Here is a 16,487-nt window from a genome sequence, read left to right on the forward strand (position 1 = left end):
CGACGGCCGCATCGTCGACGAGCTCACCGGCCCCACCGCCGACACCGTCCTGGACCGCATGCGCCGCTTCGACGCCAAGGGCCGCACCAGCTGACCCGCGCCCGCTGAACCGGCCGCCACCCATCGGACTCCCAGGACTGAAACCCCTCATGTACCGCACCGCACTGCGCAACGTGCTGGCCCACAAGGGCCGACTGCTGATGACGGCGCTCTCCGTCATGCTCGGCACCGCCTTCGTCGCCGGCACGCTCGTCTTCACGGACACCCTCGGCAGCGCCCTGAGGTCCCAGAGCGCCAAGAGCTACACCGACATAGCCGTCACGGTCAGCGACCGCGGCGCCGTCAGCAACGGCTACGACCGCCGGGGCGAGGGCCCCACCGGGCCCACCCTCACCGAGGAGACCCGCAAGGCCGTCGCCGCCCTGCCGGGCACCGCCGAGGCGCGCGGCGTGGTCAGCGGCTTCGCCGGCATCGCCGACCGGAAGGGCGCGCTGATCGGCAACGGCTTCTCCACCACCGGCACCAACTACGTGCCCGGCGCCGACGGCACCGACCCGCGCTACCCGCTGGTCGAGGGCCAGGGCCCGAAGAACGCCAAGGAGATCGCGCTCGACCGCAAGACCGCCGAGAAGGGCGGCTACAAGGTCGGCGACACCGTCCGGGTGGCCGTCAACGGCCCGGTGATGGAGCTCAGGCTCACCGGCACCGTGAGCACCAACGACCCGCGCGTCGTCTCCGGCGGCTCGCTCGCCGCCTTCGACACCGCGACCGCCCAGCAGCTCTACCTGACGCCCGGCCGGTTCGCCGAGATCGACGTCAAGGCCAAGCCGGGCGCCGACGACACCGCCCTGCTCGCCGCCGTCAAGCAGGCCGTCCCGCAGGGCGACTCGATCGAGGCCCGTACCGGCCGCGAGCTCGCCGACGAGCAGGACCGCATGATCGAGGCGGGCACCAAGGGCATGAGCAGCGCGCTGCTGGTCTTCGCCGGCATCGCGCTCTTCGTCGGCGTCTTCATCATCGCCAACACCTTCACCATGCTGGTCGCCCAGCGCACCAAGGAGCTCGCGCTGCTGCGCGCCGTCGGCGCCGGACGCCGGCAGGTCACCCTCTCGGTGCTGATCGAGGCGCTGCTGATCGGCCTCACCGCCTCGGTGGCCGGGCTGCTCGCCGGCATCGGGATCGCCGCCGGGCTGCGCGCCCTGCTGAACGGGCCGCTGGAGGCCAACCTGCCGGACGGCCCGCTGGTGATCGGCCCGTCCACGGTGATCGCCACGGTCGCCGTCGGCGTCGTGGTGACCGTGCTGGCCGCCTGGCTGCCGGCCCTGCGGGCCTCCCGGATCGCCCCGGTGGCCGCGATGAGCTCCGCCGAGCAGCCGGCCACCCAGAAGAGCCTGCGGGTGCGCAACGCGATCGGCCTGCTGTTCGCCGCGACCGGCGTCGGCGGCCTGCTGGCCGGCTCGGCCGCCAAGGAGGTCAAGCTCGTCGGCCTCGGCGCCGGCGCCCTGCTGATCGGCGTCTTCGTCCTCACCCCGCTGCTCTCCCGGCCGCTGATCGCGATGTTCGCGCCGCTGCTGCGCCGACTGTTCGGGACGCCGGGCAAGCTGGCCCGGGAGAACGCCGTCCGCAACCCGCGCCGCACCGCGGCGACCGCCTCGGCGCTCACCATCGGCGTCACCCTGATCACCGCCCTGACCGTCGTCGGCGCCTCGGTGAACAAGGCCGTGGACGAGGCCACCGCGAGCGACATGAAGGCCGACTACACGGTGGCGATGGAGAACTTCTCCACGCTCTCCCCCGAGGTCGCCACCCAGATCGCCCGCACGCCCGGCGTCACCGCCATGAGCGTGATGCGCACCGTCGAGGTCGAGACCGGCACCGACGGCGACACCGACTGGCTCACCGGCGTGGACGCGAACACCATCGACCGGCTGGCCACCCTGAAGGTCGTGGAGGGCTCGGCCGACGCGCTCAAGCAGGGACAGCTGCTCTCCAGTCGGGGTTACGCCGAGCGCAACAACCTCAAGGTCGGCTCGACGCTGGCCGTCACCTACCCGGACGGCTCACAGGGCACGCTGACCGTCGGCGGCCTGCTGGAGTCGAGCTCCGTGGTCTCCGGGCTGCTCGCGCCGGACGCCGTGGTCGGAGCGCACGCCTCGGCGGGCTCCGGTCTGGACAAGGTCCTGGTCAAGGGCGCCAACGGCGCGGACCCGAAGCTGAAGCAGGCGCTGCGCGACGCCACCGGCGGCAACCCGCTGATCGCCGTCAAGGGCGAGAAGGACATCAAGGCGGAGAACCGCCAGATGGTGACCGCCGTGCTGAACATCATGTACGGGCTGCTCGGGATGTCCGTGGTGATCGCGGTGCTGGGCGTCGTCAACACCATGGCGATGTCGGTGTTCGAGCGCCGCCGGGAGATCGGCATGCTCCGGGCGATCGGACTGGACCGGCGCGGCATCGGCCGGATGGTCCGGCTGGAGTCGCTGGTGATCGCGTTGTTCGGCGGTGTGGTGGGCGTGCTGCTGGGCGTCGTGACCGCCTGGGCGGGCAACCGCACGATGGCGGGCACGTTCAAGAACATCACCACCGTGGTCCCGCCGGTCCAGGTGCTCGGGTTCCTGGTCGGCGCCGCGGTGATCGGCCTGCTGGCCGCCCTCGTACCGGCCCGCCGGGCCGCCCGGATGGACATCCTGGGCGCGATCAAGAGCGAGTAGGCGCCCCCGGAGAACGTGGAGCCCCCGGCCGGATCGGGTACCGGCCGGGGGCTCCGGCGTGCGGGCGGCGGGGTGCGGGCGGCGCCGGGATGCGACCACCGGGTTTGCGGACGCCGGGTGTACGGGCGCCGGGTGTACGGGCGCCGGGTGTACGGGCGGCGCCGCGGGGCGGACGACCGCGGGGAACGGACCCGCCCCGGGCGGAGCGCCGAAGCCCTCCGCCCGGGGCGGTCACCTGTCCTTTCACCCGATCGGGTCAGAATTCACTCGTGACGCTCACCCCGCTGAAGCCCTGCTGGGCGTAGAGGCTGAAGAAGACGTAGCCGGCGGGCGGGTTGGTCACGGTCAGGGTCTCGGAGTTGTCCGGGCCCGTCGAACGCGTGGCGTAGGAGTTGGTGTACGCCCAGCTGCCCGGGTTGTAGTAGAGGTCGCCGTTGCCGGTGCCGCCACTGGTGGTGATCTTCACCTGCTTGGTGCCGGCCGGCACCAGGACGTAGAAGTGCGCGTAGTTGCCCGTGGTGGCCGCGACGTTGCTGCGACCGCAGTTGGCGTCCAGCTGGCGGGTGTCGGCGGCCGTGCACTCCGGCACCCGCGGCGTGGTGCCGTCGGTGGCGCAGGCGCCGTTCGCGCACCTGGTCAGCCAGCTGTCGAAGTCGGCGTCGTAGCGGGTGCCGATGGTGGTCTTGAGCAGGGTACGGGCCCCGTCCCAGTCCCCCGCCCGGTACTTGGCGAGAACGGCGTCCATGTCGGAACGGTGCTGCTCCAGCATGTAGCGGACGGCGAGGTAGCCCCAGCGGTAGACGCGGTCCTGGTCCCCGTAGGCGGTGTCGAAGAGGTCGCTCAGCTTGTAGGTGTGACGGGCCGCGGCCTCGATGGCGGCGTCGTTGGTGACCTTGCGGTACGAGTAGGAGACGTACTCGGCGAAGCCCTCGACCCACCAGACGGTCGGGGTCTTCATGCCGGCGTTGAAGTCGCCGTACATGTCGAACCGGCCGTCGAGGTAGTGGGTGTACTCGTGGTTGAGGTTCCAGATCTGGAAGTCCGGGCGGGCCCACTCGGCCTCGTAGCAGAGGAACCGCGGCTGGTTGCCGGCCGTGGCCGGGTTGCCCTCCAGGTACATGCCGCCGTTGTTGGTGTCGATGCCGTAGACGGCGGCGGCGAGCACCTGGTAGTCGAGCGAGGAGTGGAAGACCACGACCTCGATCGTGTTGTTCCCGTCGTCCTTGACCGGGCCGTTGTCCTTGGCCACCGAGTGGAAGAACGCGTCCTGGCCGGTCAGGCTGGTGCAGGCGGTGCCCAGCTGGGTGTTGTCCAGCGCCTGGGCGATCAGCTTGATGCTCGGGCTGCAGGTGTAGTTCACCGTCAGCACGCCCGCCTTGATCCGGTCGGCGCTGTTGCAGGTGCCGTAGTACGAGCAGTTGCCGGCGTCGTAGTAGCCGACCGCCTCGGCGACCGCGGCCCACTGGAAGACGGTGCGGCCGTTCGGTGCGGACCGGTCGGCCAGCGCCTTGGCGAGCGGACGGACCTTGGGCTGGAGCGCCGTGTCCTTGAGGAAGCGGCCCAGCTCCTTGGTCGCGTTGTAGACCAGCACGCCGAAGTCGCCGCCGAGCAGGTCGTTGTTGCGGGTCGCGAAGCCGGACAGCGTGTCCAGCACGCTCGGGTCGGCCTCGACGGCCGCGTCGAAGCCGGGCACCTGGTGGCCGCGGAACAGCACGGTGAACACCGGGTTCACCGACCACGCCATGCCGGCGGGGTTCCAGGTGGCGCTGTTGTAGTCGCCCAGCAGCCGCTTGACCACCGGGATGTAGCGGATGTTCTCCTGCGCGCTGTCGATCAGGGTGACGGCCTCGCCCAGGATGGGCGCGTTGCCCGCGGCGACGTCACGCACGTGCGCGCTGGCGAAGAAGGCGTCCAGCCCGGAACGGATCGCCGTCTGGAGGGTGGCACCGTACGGGCCGACGTCGTCCTTGTGGTACCACTGCGCGAAGTAGCCGGCGCGCAGGTAGAGCACCAGCTGCTCGACGGAGGTCGAGTTGTCGCCCGGGTAGGAGGCGGCCGCGTCGCGCAGGGCGTACGACACGGTGGTCATCTGCTCCTCGCGGAACGCACCCCGCGCGTTGGCGCCGGTGAGCTGGAAGAGCCCGTTGATGCACTGGATGTCGGCGGCCTTGATGTGCTGGACCAGGTCGCTGCCCGTCCGGCCGGTGAAGTCGCCGACGTTGCAGGTCTGCCCGGCCGCCGCCGCAGCGAGGCCGAAGGACTTGGCGGTCGGCACGGCCTTGGTGGTCGGCCGGACCTCGGCCGGCCGGGTGTCGAGCGGGAGCGGCGCGCGCTGGTCGGCCGGGGTGGACTGCCGGTCGCCGTCGCCGTGCCCGGGGGCGTCGGTGGCGGGCTGCGGCGCCAGTCCGGCGAGGGTGCCGGGAGTGGGGGACGCCTTGCCGGGTGCGACGGGCGCGGCCTGGCTGTGCGGGGCGAACAGACCGACCGTCAGGAACAGGGTCAGGGCGAGCGTCAGGAGTCGTGCCAGTTGCGGTAGTCGCAACAGACGTGCGGAGCTCACGTGGGGGCCTCCGGGCCGTCGTCGGCCGCGCTGGGGGGCGCGGCCGGAGTGGGGGAGCGAGGACCGTCGGCGAAGGTGCCGCGTGGGGCGGCTCCGTCGCGTACGCGGTGGGGATGTGACATGTACAATTGCACACGTCACACGGTGTTGAGAAGTCCTCAAGCGGTGCGCAGTTCATGGGGAAACCGCAAAGGGATCGTGGTGGTGATCTGCACGTCGGCCTGGTCCGCTCCGCCGGTCGGGCCGGACGGCGGCCGGGCCGGGGCGGCGCACAGGTCCGGGCCGGGGCGGTGCGAACGTTCGGGCCGGGGCGGTGCGAAGGTCCGGGCCGGCTGGTCCCGTCCGGTCGTGGCCGCCGGGCGGGCGGTCGCACGACGTGGTCCGCGGAGGTGCCGACGGCCTGGCATGATCGCCGTATGAACGACCGAATCATCGCCGCCTGTGACGGGGCGGCCAAGGGAAACCCGGGCCCGGCGGCCTGGGCCTACGTGGTGGCGGACAGCGCCGGGGCACCGCAGCGCTGGGAGTCCGGCCCGCTGGGGCACAGCACCAACAACGTGGGCGAACTCACGGCGCTGGAGCGGCTGCTGGCCGCCACGGATCCCGCCGTGCCGCTGGAGGTCCGGCTGGACAGCACGTACACGCGTGATTCGGTGACGAAGTGGCTGAAGGGCTGGAAGCGCAACGGCTGGAAGACCGCCGCCGGAAAGCCGGTGGCCAACCAGGAGCTGATCCAGCGGATCGACGGGCTCCTGGACGGGCGGGACGTCACGTTCGTCTACGTGCCCGCCCACCAGGTGGACGGCGATCCGCTGAACGCCCTGGCCGACAAGGCCGCCAGTGACGCCGCCCGGACCCAGGAGGCCGCCGGCGGTACCGCGGCCGACCTCCCCGTGCCGGACCCGGCCCCGAGCACCTCCTCCCGGAGCGGCGGCGCCCGGAGCGGACGCGCCGCCTCCCCGTCCACGGCGAAGCGCCGGTCCTCGGGCGGTGCGCCGTCGCTGGCCGCGCGGTTCCCCGGCACCTGCCCGTGCACCCGGCCGTACGCCAAGGGGGACCGGATCACCAAGGTGGGCGGCGGTTGGGGACACCCGGAGTGCGCAGCCACGCAGGCGTGAGCGCCACCGCCGACGGTGGAGCCCCCGGCCGGATCGGGTACCGGCCGGGGGCTCCGGCTTTGGGGCGGGACATCCGACTTTGGGGCGGGACAGACGTTTCGTCAGCAGCCGTCGCCGTCGAGGATGTCAGCAGCCGTTGAGGATCGAGGTCAGCGCGCTCTTCTCGGCGCTGTCGACGTTCAGCCCGTAGAAGTACTTCACCTGCACCCAGGCGCGGGCGTAGGTACAGCGGTAGGACGCCTGCGGCAGCCAGTTGGCCGGGTCCTGGTCGCCCTTGGTGCGGTTGGAGCTCGCGGAGACGGCGATCAGCTGCGGGCGGGTGAGGTCGTTGGCGAAGGCCTTGCGCTGGTCGGTGGTCCAGGCCCAGGCACCGGAGCGCCAGGCCTCGGCGAGCGGCACCAGGTGGTCGATGTCGAAGGAGGAGGCGCTGGTGGTGGTGACGTTGTCGTACACCGAGGTCCAACTGCCGCTCACGGAGGCGCAGCTGGAGTCGGTCACCACACCGCTGCCGTCGCGCTTGAGGACGGTCTCGCGGGTGTTGCAGGTGCCGGAGATGGTGATCCAGTGCGGGAACAACGTCCGGTCGTAGGTGTCGGCGTGGGACTCCGCGGCCACCGCGATCGAGGCCAGGTACGAGCGGGCGGTGGCGGCCGAGACCGGGGCGGGCAGGGCGGCCTGGGCGGTGCCGGCGCCGGCCAGCAGGGTGGTGAGGGCGAGCAGCAGGGCGCCGGTGGCGGCGGCCAGGGCACGGTGGGGCGTGCGTATCGCAGGCATGCGGGGGGACTCCAGGGTCGGTGTGAGGGCAGGCGGAAGCCCCCGGGCGGAGCGGCCCGGGCTGGTAACCAGCATGGCGCGTCAGGGGTTTACGCGGGTAGACCCTAGAGGTGAACTTTTGAGTGAGAGTCAGCTCACAGCGTCCGTCGGGGAAATGGAGCAAACCGGGGCGGGCCGGCCGACGGGCCCGGGCGGCCGGAAGGGAACCGCACCGGCCGGCGGGCGGGGAAGGGCACCGACCGGGCCGCGGTGAGCCTCGGTGCGCCGGCCCATGGGCGGGCCCGGGCCGGGACGATCGCTGCGAGGGGACGGGGGACCCCCGTGCGGCTCCGCGCCTCCACGTACCGGGGCCGCCGGCGCGACACGGTCAACCGCCCGGCCGTCACCCTCAAGCCGTCACCTACGCGCCGTCGGCCGGGGCCCCGATCGCCGCGGCCGCCCCGGGCCTGCACGAGCAGATCGGCGGCGAGCGGAACCGGGACCAGGCGCGCCGGGACCAGCCACACCGGGACCACCGCCACACCGGGATCCGCGGCCCCCGCTCTCCGTCCGGGCCCTGATGGACCTCGGCCCCACCGACGAGTGGACGAGGTACACGCCTTCCGCCGGTGGCTGCGGAACCGCCCACCGGCCGGCGGCACCACCTCGGGCGAGCCGCTGCGGATCAGGTACCGGGTGAACGGCGAGCCGCACCCGACCGAGAAGACCCCCGACGTCGAGACGCTCGTCCGCGCAGGCCGGCCCGACCGGGCGCGCCGTGCCTTCGCACCACGCCTTCGACAGGACGCTCAGCTCCGCGAACCACGCCGGCCCGCCCGCCGAGGGGATCGGCCCGTCGGGCGGTCAACTCGGCGACTTCCCCGAGGCGTTCACCCACCTCACGCCGGTGGCGTCGGCCCTCGCCCTCGACGAGCGGCTCGACCCCGCACGACGAGCAGCTCGACGGCGCGCAACGGTGACCGGTCGCGGTCACCCCGGCCTGCGCGCGGCGGCCGCGCTCCCGGCTCCCGGACCGGGCCCTGCCGCGTCCCCCGCCCCCGGCGCCGGGGAGCGCGGCAGCAGGGCCGCCGACGCGAGGCCCACCACGGCCGCTCCCGCCAGCACGGCCATCGCGGCGGCGTAGGCGTGGCTGGAGAGCCCGGCGACCAGGATCGTCCCGGCGACCGCCGTGCCGAAGGACGAACCGAGGTTGGAGATGCTGCGGGACAGCCCGGAGATCTCCCCCTGCCGTTCCTCGGGGAACGCGGACTGCACGACGTTGACCGACGGGGTGAGCATGACCCCGAGGCCGAGGCCGATCAGCAGCAGTCCGGGGGCGAAGGCCCACGCCCCCGGGGTGCCGGCGACCAAGGCGATCAGCACGCCGACGCCGACGACGGTCAGGACGAAGCCCGCCATGATGAGGGTCCGCTGCGGGAACCGCCGCGCGAGGCGTTCCGCGGCCAGCGAGGAGACGAGCAGGCCGAGCGTGGCCGCCGTGAAGATCACACCGGTCTGGACGGCGTCGTAGCCGCGGACCACCTGGAGGTACGTCGCCACGGTGAACGACGTCCCCATGAGCACCAGCCACTGGGCGTTCTGGGTGACCAGGCCGAGGTTGGAGACCCGGCTGCGGAACAGGCTGGTGGAGAGCAGCGGTTCCCGCCCGGCCCGCTCCTCCGCACGGATCCGGTGCACGAACCAGGCCAGCACCAGTGCGCCACCGACGACCAGGCCGACCGTCAACCAGAGGTTGTTGTCGGCGGCGAGGATGCCCGTGACGACCAGCACCAGGCCGACCGCCGACAGCACCGCTCCGCCCAGGTCGAACGGCCGGGCGGGGTCGGGCGGCAGCGGGTCCACGAGCGAGCGGCTGAGCAGGACGATCACCGCGATCACCAGGGCCTGGAAGACGAACGCCGCCCGCCAGCTGAGCACCGAGGTGATCAGCCCGCCGATCAACGGCCCCGCCGCGGCGCCGACCCCGCCCAGGGCCATGATGGTCCCGAACGCCCGCGCCCGGGCGGTCAGGTCCTCGAAGAGCAGCGTGGTGAGGATGTAGACGGGCGGGATAAGCAGCGCCGTGCCGACGCCCTCGAAGATCGAGTTGCCCAGGATCAGCACCCCGAGCCCCGGCGAGACGGCGCTCAGCACCGCACCGATCCCGTAGATCACCAGTCCGAGCATGAAGCAGCGCTTGCGCCCCCAGCGGTCGGTCAGCTTGCCGCCCGGAATCATCAGGGCGGCCATGACCAGCAGGAACACAGTGATCGCCACCTGCACGCCCTGAACGGTGGTGTCCAGGTCCTGGCTGATGTCGTTGATCATCACGTTCATGTTCGAGCCCGCGAAGCTGCAGATGAACTGTGCCAGCGCGAGCGGCGCGAGCACCCGCCGCTGCGCTCCCGTCGGCCTGGCCGGCTGGTCCGCTGCGGTCATGACCCGCCCTTTCCGGAGGTCGCGACGGTCTTCAGGGGTCACCGGCGGTGCTGCGGGCCGGGTTGCGGGCCCGCCGCGGTGCTGCGGGCCGGCCCCGGGACCGCCCCGGGGACGGGCCGCCCGACGGCGGCACCGTTCGGTGGCGTCCGTCCCCACCATGGCGGTGACGGGCGGCTCGTGCCCGTCATGCCCGCATCCGGGTGACCCGTCCGGCCCCGGCGCGGCCCGGCACAGCCCGGCACAGCCCGGCACGGCCGCGGCTGCGTCCCGCTGCGGAGGTGGCCCGGCGGCCCGGCAGAGCCCCCGGACCTACACTGGGTTGGCGTACTGACGGGCCGGGCGGCCCTGTTGGGAGGACCACATGGCATCGAGCAGCCGGCGTCGCCCGATCGTGCTGGGCATCGACGCCTCGGCCCCCCACTCCCCCGCCGTCCTCTGGGCCGCGCAGGAGGCCGCGCAGCGCGGGGCGCCGCTGCGGATGGTCCACGCCTCGCTCCCCATGGAGGTCGACCTCCGCGGGTTCGAGGAGTCCGACCGCCACAAGGCCCTGCGTCGGCAGGGCGAGGAGGCGCTCGACGAGGCGTCGGCGCTGGTCCGCGACCACCACCCCGGCCTGGAGCTGAGCGTCCGGCTGGTGGGCGAGCACCCCGCCCCGGCGCTGTGCCGGGAGTCGGAGGACGCGGAGCTCGTCGTGGTCGGCTCGCGCGGGCTGAAGCGGTGGGACGAGATGCTGAGCACCTACTCCGTGGCGGTGCCGGTGTCCGCCCGGAGTCACTGCCCGGTCGTCGTGGTCCGCGTGACGGGGGCCCCGCCGCCCGGGCCGGAACGCCGGGTCGTCGTCGGCTCCGACGGCAGCCCCGACGCCGGCCACGCCATCGGCTTCGCCGCCGACCTCGCCGCCCGCCACGGGGCGTCCCTGCACGTCGTCCAGGTCTGGAAGGCGCCGCTGCTGGTGCCCGTCGACGAGAAGTCCGTCCTGGCGGAGCTCGGCCGGTCCCTCCGGGAGAGCACCGGCGGCCTGTCCGCGGACTTCCCGGACGTGCCGCTCGTCCACGAGGTCCTCGTCGGGCACCCCGTCGAAACACTCTCCGCCGCCGCCGACCGGGCGCTCGCGGTCGTGGTCGGTCGCCACGGGGACGGCGGGTTCACCGGCAGGCACCTCGGGTCCGTGGCCCACGGCCTGCTCCACCACTCCCTCTCCCCCGTGATCACCGTCCCGCTGCCCGCCGGCTGACGACGGCCGGGGCCGGGCCCTGCCGCCGTCCCGGGGCCGGGGCCCTTTCCCGGCCGGACCGTCGGTGGTGCGTGCGAGGATGGCCCGGCCGGGCGACGCCCGGGGACCGGCAGGGGGATCGACAGGGGGATCGATGGATCGGATCAGGATCACGGGCGAGGGCCCGGACGGGCACCAGCACGTCGTGAGGGTCGTCTCGCGCCGGCACAACCAGGAACGGGTGGTCTGCGACACCTGCGGCTACAGCAGGTGGTCGGCGATCGGAGCCCGGGACAAGGCCGAGCGGCACCTCGCCGAGTCGCACGACGCGGAGTACTTCCGGCAGGAGCACGCGCCCGGGTGGTGGGTGGTGACGGCGATCGGCGTGATCGGCTTCGTCGCCTTCCTGTTCAGCCCGTACGGCTTCTTCCACTGAGCAGACACCCGGGACGGCGCCCGAGAGGACACCCGGGCCGGCACCTGCGGCGGCGCCGCTCCACCGGAACGACACCGGAACGACACCGCCCCGCCGGGCGGTGGCCGGGCGGGGCGGTGGGACGAGCGGTGGGGCGGTGGGACGAGCGGTGGGGCGGTGCCTCAGACGGCCGACTTCGCGGAGCCGGTCTTCGGTGCGACCGGCTTGGCCGGCCGGCCACCGAAGACGCCGAAGAAGAAGGCCAGCGTCGGGAGCAGGTACGCCGCCCAGACGGCCAGCTGGAGCACGGTCGGGTCCGGCTGGAAGTTGAACACGCCCTTCAGCAGGGTCCCGTACCAGCTGTCCTTCGGGATGGTGCTGCTGACGTCGAAGGCCAGGTCGTGCAGGCCGCCGAGCCAGCCGGCCTCCTGCAGGTCGTGCACGCCGTACGCCAGCACACCGGCGGCGACGACGACGAGCATGGCGCCGGTCCAGGTGAAGAACTTGGCCAGGTTGATCTTCAGCGCGCCGCGGTAGAAGAGCCAGCCGAGCACCACCGAGGTGAGCAGGCCCAGCGCCGCACCGATGACCGGGTTGTAGCCGTCGTTGGTGGCCTGCACCGCCGACCAGATGAACAGCGCCGTCTCCAGCCCCTCGCGGCCGACGGCCAGGAAGGAGGTGACCACGAGCGCGACGGTGCCCATGGCGAGCGCCGCGTCGAGCTTGCCGTGCAACTCGGTCTTCAGGTGACGGGCGGTGCGGCGCATCCAGAACACCATCCAGGTGACCAGGCCGACCGAGAGGATCGACAGCGTGCCGCCGAGCGCCTCCTGCGCCTCGAAGGTCAGCTGCGACGAGCCGAACTGGAGGACCGCGCCGAACGCCATGCTCAGCACGACGGCCGCCGTGATGCCGCCCCAGACCGGCGCGAGCTTGTCCTTGCGGTCGGTCTTGACCAGATAGGCGATCAGGATGCAGACGACGAGGCTGGCTTCGAGGCCCTCGCGCAGGCCGATCAGGTAGTTGCCGAACACGGCACTCTCCTCGGGGTTCGAACGGGACGGGGATCAGCCGAAGAGGGCTTGGCCCCACCACTCGCCGGGCTTGCGGACGCCCGCCGGGCAGGCGAAGTGGGCGGAGCCGACGTGCTGGATGTACTCGTTGAGCTTGTCGCTGGAGGCGAGGCGCTGCTGGAGCGGGACGAACGCCTTGCGGCTGTCGCGCTGGTAGGCGAGGAAGAAGAGGCCGGCGTCCAGGCGGCCGAGGCCGTCCGTCCCGTCGGTGAAGGAGAAACCGCGGCGCAGGATCATCAGGCCGTCGTTGCTGTCCGGGTGGGCGAGGCGCACGTGCGAGTCCTCGGGCATCGCCTTGAGGTCCGGCGCGTCGTGCTCCTTCGGCTTCCCGTACGGGGCGCCCTCGCCCTTGGTGCGGCCGAAGACGTCCTCCTGCTCCTTGAGCGAGGTACGGTCCCAGGTCTCGATGTGCATCCGGATGCGACGGGCGACCAGGTAGGAGCCGCCGGTCATCCAGTCCGGGCCCTCGCCGGGGCCGACCCAGACGTGCTCGGCGAGCTTGGCCGTGTCGGTGCCGGCGATGTTGTGGGTGCCGTCCTTGAAACCCATCATGTTGCGCGGGGTCTGCGCGTCCGGGGTGGTGGAGGAGGTCTTGCCGAAGCCCAGCTGCGACCAGCGGATGTTGACCGTGCCCATGCCGATCCGGGCCAGGTTGCGGATCGCGTGCACGGCGACCTGCGGGTCGTCCGCACAGGCCTGGATGCAGATGTCGCCGCCGCTGCGCTGCGGGTCGAGCTTGTCGCCCTTGAAGTTCGGCAGGTCGATCAGGGCCTCGGGGCGCTTGGCCTTGAGGCCGAAGCGGTCCACGCCGTCCTTCTCGAACAGGGACGGGCCGAAGCCGATGGTGAGGGTGAGCCGGCAGGCGGGCAGGCCCATCGCCTCGCCGGTGTCGTCCGGCGGAGCCTGCGGAAGGCCGCTGGCGGCGCCGCTGCCGACCTCGCGCCCGCCGGTCATCGCGGCGGCGGCCTTGGTCCACTCCTTCAGCATCTTCACCAGCGACTCGCGCGTGGCCGTGGCCGAGACGTCGAAGGCGGCGAAGTGCAGCCGGTCCTGGACCGGGGTGGAGATGCCGGACTGGTGGTCGCCGAAGAACGGGATGTCCCCGGCGGTGGCGGCGGCGGCCGCCGGGGCCGGGTCGTCCTGCCGGGTGGCGGCGGCGACCGAGCCGACGCCGGCCGCGCCGAGGGCGACCCCGGCGCCCGCCCAGCCGATCACGGCACGGCGGCTGACCGGGCCGCGGGCGGCACCGTCCTGGCCGGCGGCGGTCGCACGGGCGGTGGCGGCGGCCTCGGAGGCGGTGGGGGTGGCAGCGGCGTCGGAGGCGGCCGGAGTTCCGGTCTGCTGCTCGTTCTCGGCGTCCATCGGCGGGCGGGCCCTTCTCTGTACTGAACTCACGGATGCCGTGGCGGCCGATCGGGCCGCCACGGCGGTGTGGTGGAGGTGTGGTGCTCTGCCGGGCCGGCCCCGGTCGGGGCCGGGCCGGGCGGGTACTACTTGACGACCACCGCGGCACCCAGCTTCGACAGCGGCTCACCCAGCGAGTTCACCGCGTCGGAGAAGGTCTTGCGCTCGGCCTCGGCCACCTTGTCGTACGAGGTGAAGGTACCGTCGGCCTGCTTGTACTTGGCGAGCAGCGCCTGGATCGCGGCGAACTCCGAGTCCAGGGTCTTGGCCAGCTCGGCGTCCTTCTCCGAGGCGACCGGCTTCAGCAGCTCGTAGGCCTTCTGCGCGCCCTCGACGTTGGCCTGGAAGTCGGCGAGGTCCGTGTGGCTGTAACGGTCCTCCTCGCCGGTGATCTTGTTGGTGGCGACCTCGTCCAGCAGCTCCTTGGCACCGTTGGCCATGCTGGTCGCGGTGATCTCCGCCTCGGGGATCTTCTTCTGCCAGTCCTTCAGGTCGGCGACCAGCTGGTCGGCGAGCTTCTTGTCGGCGTCGTCGATCTTGTTCTCGGCCCAGAGCGACTTCTCCAGCTTGTGCCAGCCGGTCCACTCCTGACCGGCCTCCAGCTTGTCCTCGCGGGTGTCGGTCTTCGGGTCGACGTCACCGAAGCTCTCGGCGACCGGCTCGGTGCGCTCCCAGCCGGCGCGCGACGGAGCGTACAGCGGCTTGGCCTTCTCCACGTCGCCGGCCTTGATCGCGGCGGCGAAGGCCTCGACGGCCGGGATGGTGGCGTCGGCCTGCTCCTGCGCGTACTTGCGGTAGGCGTCGACGGCGGCGGTCAGGCGCGGGTCGGCCGGGGCGGCCTGGGCGGAGGCGTCACCGGTGACGGTGATCTTCTGGCGGATGCCGTCGCCGACCATGCCGGGCTTGCAGGCGACCTCGTACGAGCCGGCCTTGATCTCGGCGTTGATCGTGGCCTTGGTGCCGGGGCCGATGTTCTCGCGCTCGGTGATGATCTTGTCGCCGTCGCCGTAGACGTAGACCTCGGTGGTCTTCGAGCCCTTGTTGGCGATGTCGATCACGACGTGGCCGGCCGGGAAGCTGGTCTTGGAGAGCTCGCAGGCCGTGTCGGTGGCGTTCACCTTCACGGCGTCGGCGGACGCCTTGTCGTCCTTCTTCTGCGAGCAGCCGGCCAGAGCGGCGGTTGCCACAGCGAGGGTGAGCAGCGTGGCTGCGGTGGAACGACGGGCGGACATGAAGGCTCCAGCGGGAGGGCAGGGTGAACCAGGGCAGGGCTGAGTGTGGATGCGGGAACCGGAGCCACCCGGAGCCCCCACCCACTTAGCTAAGGCATACCTTAGAGATATCTGTTTTTGCCGTCTACACCGCCCCCCGTTCGCCGTCCTCGCAGGTGGGGACGGCCCTTGGCGGCGGCATGTCGTCAGCCCACCGACGAATTCCGGCCACCACCCGCCGAACGGCGGGGTTGACCTCGCCCGCTTCCCCTGTTCCCCCTGCTCCTGGCGTTCCTCCCGCCTCTCCCACCCCTCGCGGTTCGCGCGGTTCGCGTGGTCCACGTGGTCCGCACCTCGTGCGGTTCGCTCTCGTACGGTTCGCACCTCGTGCGGCTCGCACCTTGCGCGGCGTCAGCGCTCCGGCGTACGGCGGGTGGCGGCGCGGGCGGTCCAACGGCCCTCGTGACGGGTGATCCGGATGGGGTGGCCGAAGCAGGCGCTGATCAGCTCGGTGGTCATCACCTCGTCCACCGGCCCGGCCGCGAGGCACTCGCCCTCGCGGAGCAGCAGCGCGTGGGTGGTGCTCTCCGGCAGCTCCTCCAGGTGGTGCGTCACCAGCACGCTGGCCAGCTCCGGATGCTGGTGGCGCAGCAGGTCCAGGCTGTCCAGCAGCAGCTCGCGGGCGGTGAGGTCGAGTCCGGTGGCGGGCTCGTCGAGCAGCAGCAGACGGGGGCTGGGCATCAGCGCGCGGGCGATCAGGGCGCGGCCGCGCTCGCCCTGGGAGAGCGTGGTCCAGGGGGACTCGGCCATCGCGGTCATGCCGAGGGTCGCGATCAGCTGCTCGGCCCGGTCGAGCTCCTCGGGGGCGGGCTTGCGGTTGAGGTCCGGCTCGATGGTGTTGCCGGTGCCGGTGAGCACGACCTCGCAGACGGTCAGCGGCGAGCGCAGCGGGTGACGCGGGTTCACGTGGCCCAGGTGGGCACGCAGTTCGCGGATGTCGACCCGGCCGAGCCGGCGGCCGAGCACGTCCACCTCGCCGCGGGTGGGGTGGGAGACCGCACCGAGCAGGCCGAGCAGGGTGGACTTGCCCGCGCCGTTGGGGCCGAGCAGCGCCCAGTGCTGACCGGGCTCGATGGCCAGGGTGATCCCGCGCAGCAGGTGGCGGCCGTCGCGGACGACGTCGACGTCCCGGGTGCGCAGCAGCGGGCCGGTGGGCAGCGGGTCGGACGTACTCATGGCGGACGTACTCATAGCGGGCGGTCCTCCGGGGGTCGGCGCCGGGCAGGGGTGCGGGTGCGGCGCCGCGCCGGGCGGGCAGGCACCGACCGTCCGCGTGCAGAGTACAACCATCGCCGCGATGGCGGCCCGTGACGTCCGAGGGGCGGACGGGCAGGGCGGACGGGCTGGGCGGGCCGGAAGTGGCCGGGGCGGGCGCGGCGGGCGCGCAGGGAATGGCCGGGACGGGCGGGGCGGACGGCACGGACGGGCGGGGCGGACGGCACGGACGGGCGGGGCGGACGGCACGGACGGGCGGCGAGTGACCGGGACGGCGGGGGCGGACGGCCCTTGCGAGGGGGCGCGCGCGAGGCG

Annotated in this window: 11 protein-coding genes and 1 pseudogene; 5 read left to right on the forward strand and 7 right to left on the reverse strand. The window is 72.8% G+C overall.

Going from position 1 to position 16,487, the window contains the following annotated elements; translation table 11 throughout:
- Together ACFC1F_RS23295 and ACFC1F_RS23300 are read left to right on the forward strand one after the other, a co-directional pair.
- A pseudogene (locus ACFC1F_RS23295) lies at positions 1–94 on the forward strand (ABC transporter ATP-binding protein); the annotation flags it as partial.
- Between the two features lie 55 nt (positions 95–149).
- Entirely contained in the window at positions 150–2,711 is a 2,562-nt protein-coding gene (locus ACFC1F_RS23300; RefSeq protein ID WP_376160917.1) for an ABC transporter permease, read from the forward strand.
- Positions 2,712–2,967: 256 nt separating this feature from the next.
- Here ACFC1F_RS23300 and ACFC1F_RS23305 read toward each other — a convergent pair whose 3' ends face one another.
- Entirely contained in the window at positions 2,968–5,271 is a 2,304-nt protein-coding gene (locus ACFC1F_RS23305) for a M9 family metallopeptidase (RefSeq protein ID WP_376160919.1), read from the reverse strand.
- Positions 5,272–5,687: 416 nt separating this feature from the next.
- Between ACFC1F_RS23305 and ACFC1F_RS23310 the strand changes: the two genes are divergently transcribed.
- A complete protein-coding gene (locus ACFC1F_RS23310) occupies positions 5,688–6,389 on the forward strand; it encodes a ribonuclease H (protein ID WP_376160921.1) in 702 nt (233 codons plus the stop codon).
- Between the two features lie 126 nt (positions 6,390–6,515).
- On the opposite strand, the gene ACFC1F_RS23315 is transcribed toward ACFC1F_RS23310, so the two are convergent.
- Together ACFC1F_RS23315 and ACFC1F_RS23320 are read right to left on the reverse strand one after the other, a co-directional pair.
- Entirely contained in the window at positions 6,516–7,163 is a 648-nt protein-coding gene (locus ACFC1F_RS23315; protein WP_209415066.1) for an HNH endonuclease family protein, read from the reverse strand.
- Positions 7,164–8,132: 969 nt separating this feature from the next.
- Positions 8,133–9,581 (reverse strand): MFS transporter, encoded by a 1,449-nt coding sequence (locus ACFC1F_RS23320; protein WP_376160923.1) that lies wholly within the window; start codon positions 9,579–9,581, stop codon positions 8,133–8,135.
- A gap of 361 nt (positions 9,582–9,942) precedes the next feature.
- On the opposite strand from ACFC1F_RS23320, the gene ACFC1F_RS23325 reads away from it, so the two are divergent.
- Positions 9,943–10,815: a universal stress protein gene (locus ACFC1F_RS23325; protein WP_376160925.1), complete on the forward strand. Its 873-nt coding sequence runs from the start codon at positions 9,943–9,945 to the stop codon at positions 10,813–10,815.
- 133 nt (positions 10,816–10,948) lie between these two features.
- The gene (locus tag ACFC1F_RS23330) at positions 10,949–11,230 is read left to right on the forward strand and encodes a hypothetical protein (protein WP_376160926.1); all 282 of its coding nucleotides are present in this window, start codon (positions 10,949–10,951) and stop codon (positions 11,228–11,230) included.
- A gap of 161 nt (positions 11,231–11,391) precedes the next feature.
- On the opposite strand, the gene efeU is transcribed toward ACFC1F_RS23330, so the two are convergent.
- From efeU to ACFC1F_RS23350, 4 genes are all read right to left on the reverse strand, one after another.
- Positions 11,392–12,243 (reverse strand): iron uptake transporter permease EfeU, encoded by an 852-nt coding sequence (gene efeU, locus ACFC1F_RS23335; protein WP_376160928.1) that lies wholly within the window; start codon positions 12,241–12,243, stop codon positions 11,392–11,394.
- Between the two features lie 33 nt (positions 12,244–12,276).
- Positions 12,277–13,644 (reverse strand): iron uptake transporter deferrochelatase/peroxidase subunit, encoded by a 1,368-nt coding sequence (gene efeB, locus ACFC1F_RS23340; RefSeq protein WP_376160930.1) that lies wholly within the window; start codon positions 13,642–13,644, stop codon positions 12,277–12,279.
- Between the two features lie 128 nt (positions 13,645–13,772).
- Positions 13,773–14,918: an iron uptake system protein EfeO gene (gene efeO, locus ACFC1F_RS23345; RefSeq protein WP_376160932.1), complete on the reverse strand. Its 1,146-nt coding sequence runs from the start codon at positions 14,916–14,918 to the stop codon at positions 13,773–13,775.
- Positions 14,919–15,308: 390 nt separating this feature from the next.
- Positions 15,309–16,133 carry an ABC transporter ATP-binding protein gene (locus ACFC1F_RS23350; RefSeq protein ID WP_376160934.1) on the reverse strand — a complete coding sequence of 275 codons (825 nt, stop codon included), beginning with the start codon at positions 16,131–16,133 and terminating at the stop codon, positions 15,309–15,311.
- Positions 16,134–16,487: the final 354 nt, after the last annotated feature.

Source organism: Kitasatospora sp. NPDC056181 (genome assembly GCF_042266225.1).
Classification (GTDB): domain Bacteria; phylum Actinomycetota; class Actinomycetes; order Streptomycetales; family Streptomycetaceae; genus Kitasatospora.

Bases quoted from the DNA above. Each gene is read 5' to 3' on its own strand.
- ACFC1F_RS23300 (WP_376160917.1), top strand. From the start codon at position 150: ATGTACCGCACCGCACTGCGCAACGTGCTGGCCCACAAGGGCCGACTG.
- ACFC1F_RS23320 (WP_376160923.1), bottom strand. From the start codon at position 9,581: ATGACCGCAGCGGACCAGCCGGCCAGGCCGACGGGAGCGCAGCGGCGG.
- ACFC1F_RS23315 (WP_209415066.1), bottom strand. From the start codon at position 7,163: ATGCCTGCGATACGCACGCCCCACCGTGCCCTGGCCGCCGCCACCGGC.
- ACFC1F_RS23310 (WP_376160921.1), top strand. From the start codon at position 5,688: ATGAACGACCGAATCATCGCCGCCTGTGACGGGGCGGCCAAGGGAAAC.
- ACFC1F_RS23350 (WP_376160934.1), bottom strand. From the start codon at position 16,133: ATGAGTACGTCCGACCCGCTGCCCACCGGCCCGCTGCTGCGCACCCGG.
- efeO (WP_376160932.1), bottom strand. From the start codon at position 14,918: ATGTCCGCCCGTCGTTCCACCGCAGCCACGCTGCTCACCCTCGCTGTG.
- ACFC1F_RS23330 (WP_376160926.1), top strand. From the start codon at position 10,949: ATGGATCGGATCAGGATCACGGGCGAGGGCCCGGACGGGCACCAGCAC.
- efeB (WP_376160930.1), bottom strand. From the start codon at position 13,644: ATGGACGCCGAGAACGAGCAGCAGACCGGAACTCCGGCCGCCTCCGAC.
- ACFC1F_RS23325 (WP_376160925.1), top strand. From the start codon at position 9,943: ATGGCATCGAGCAGCCGGCGTCGCCCGATCGTGCTGGGCATCGACGCC.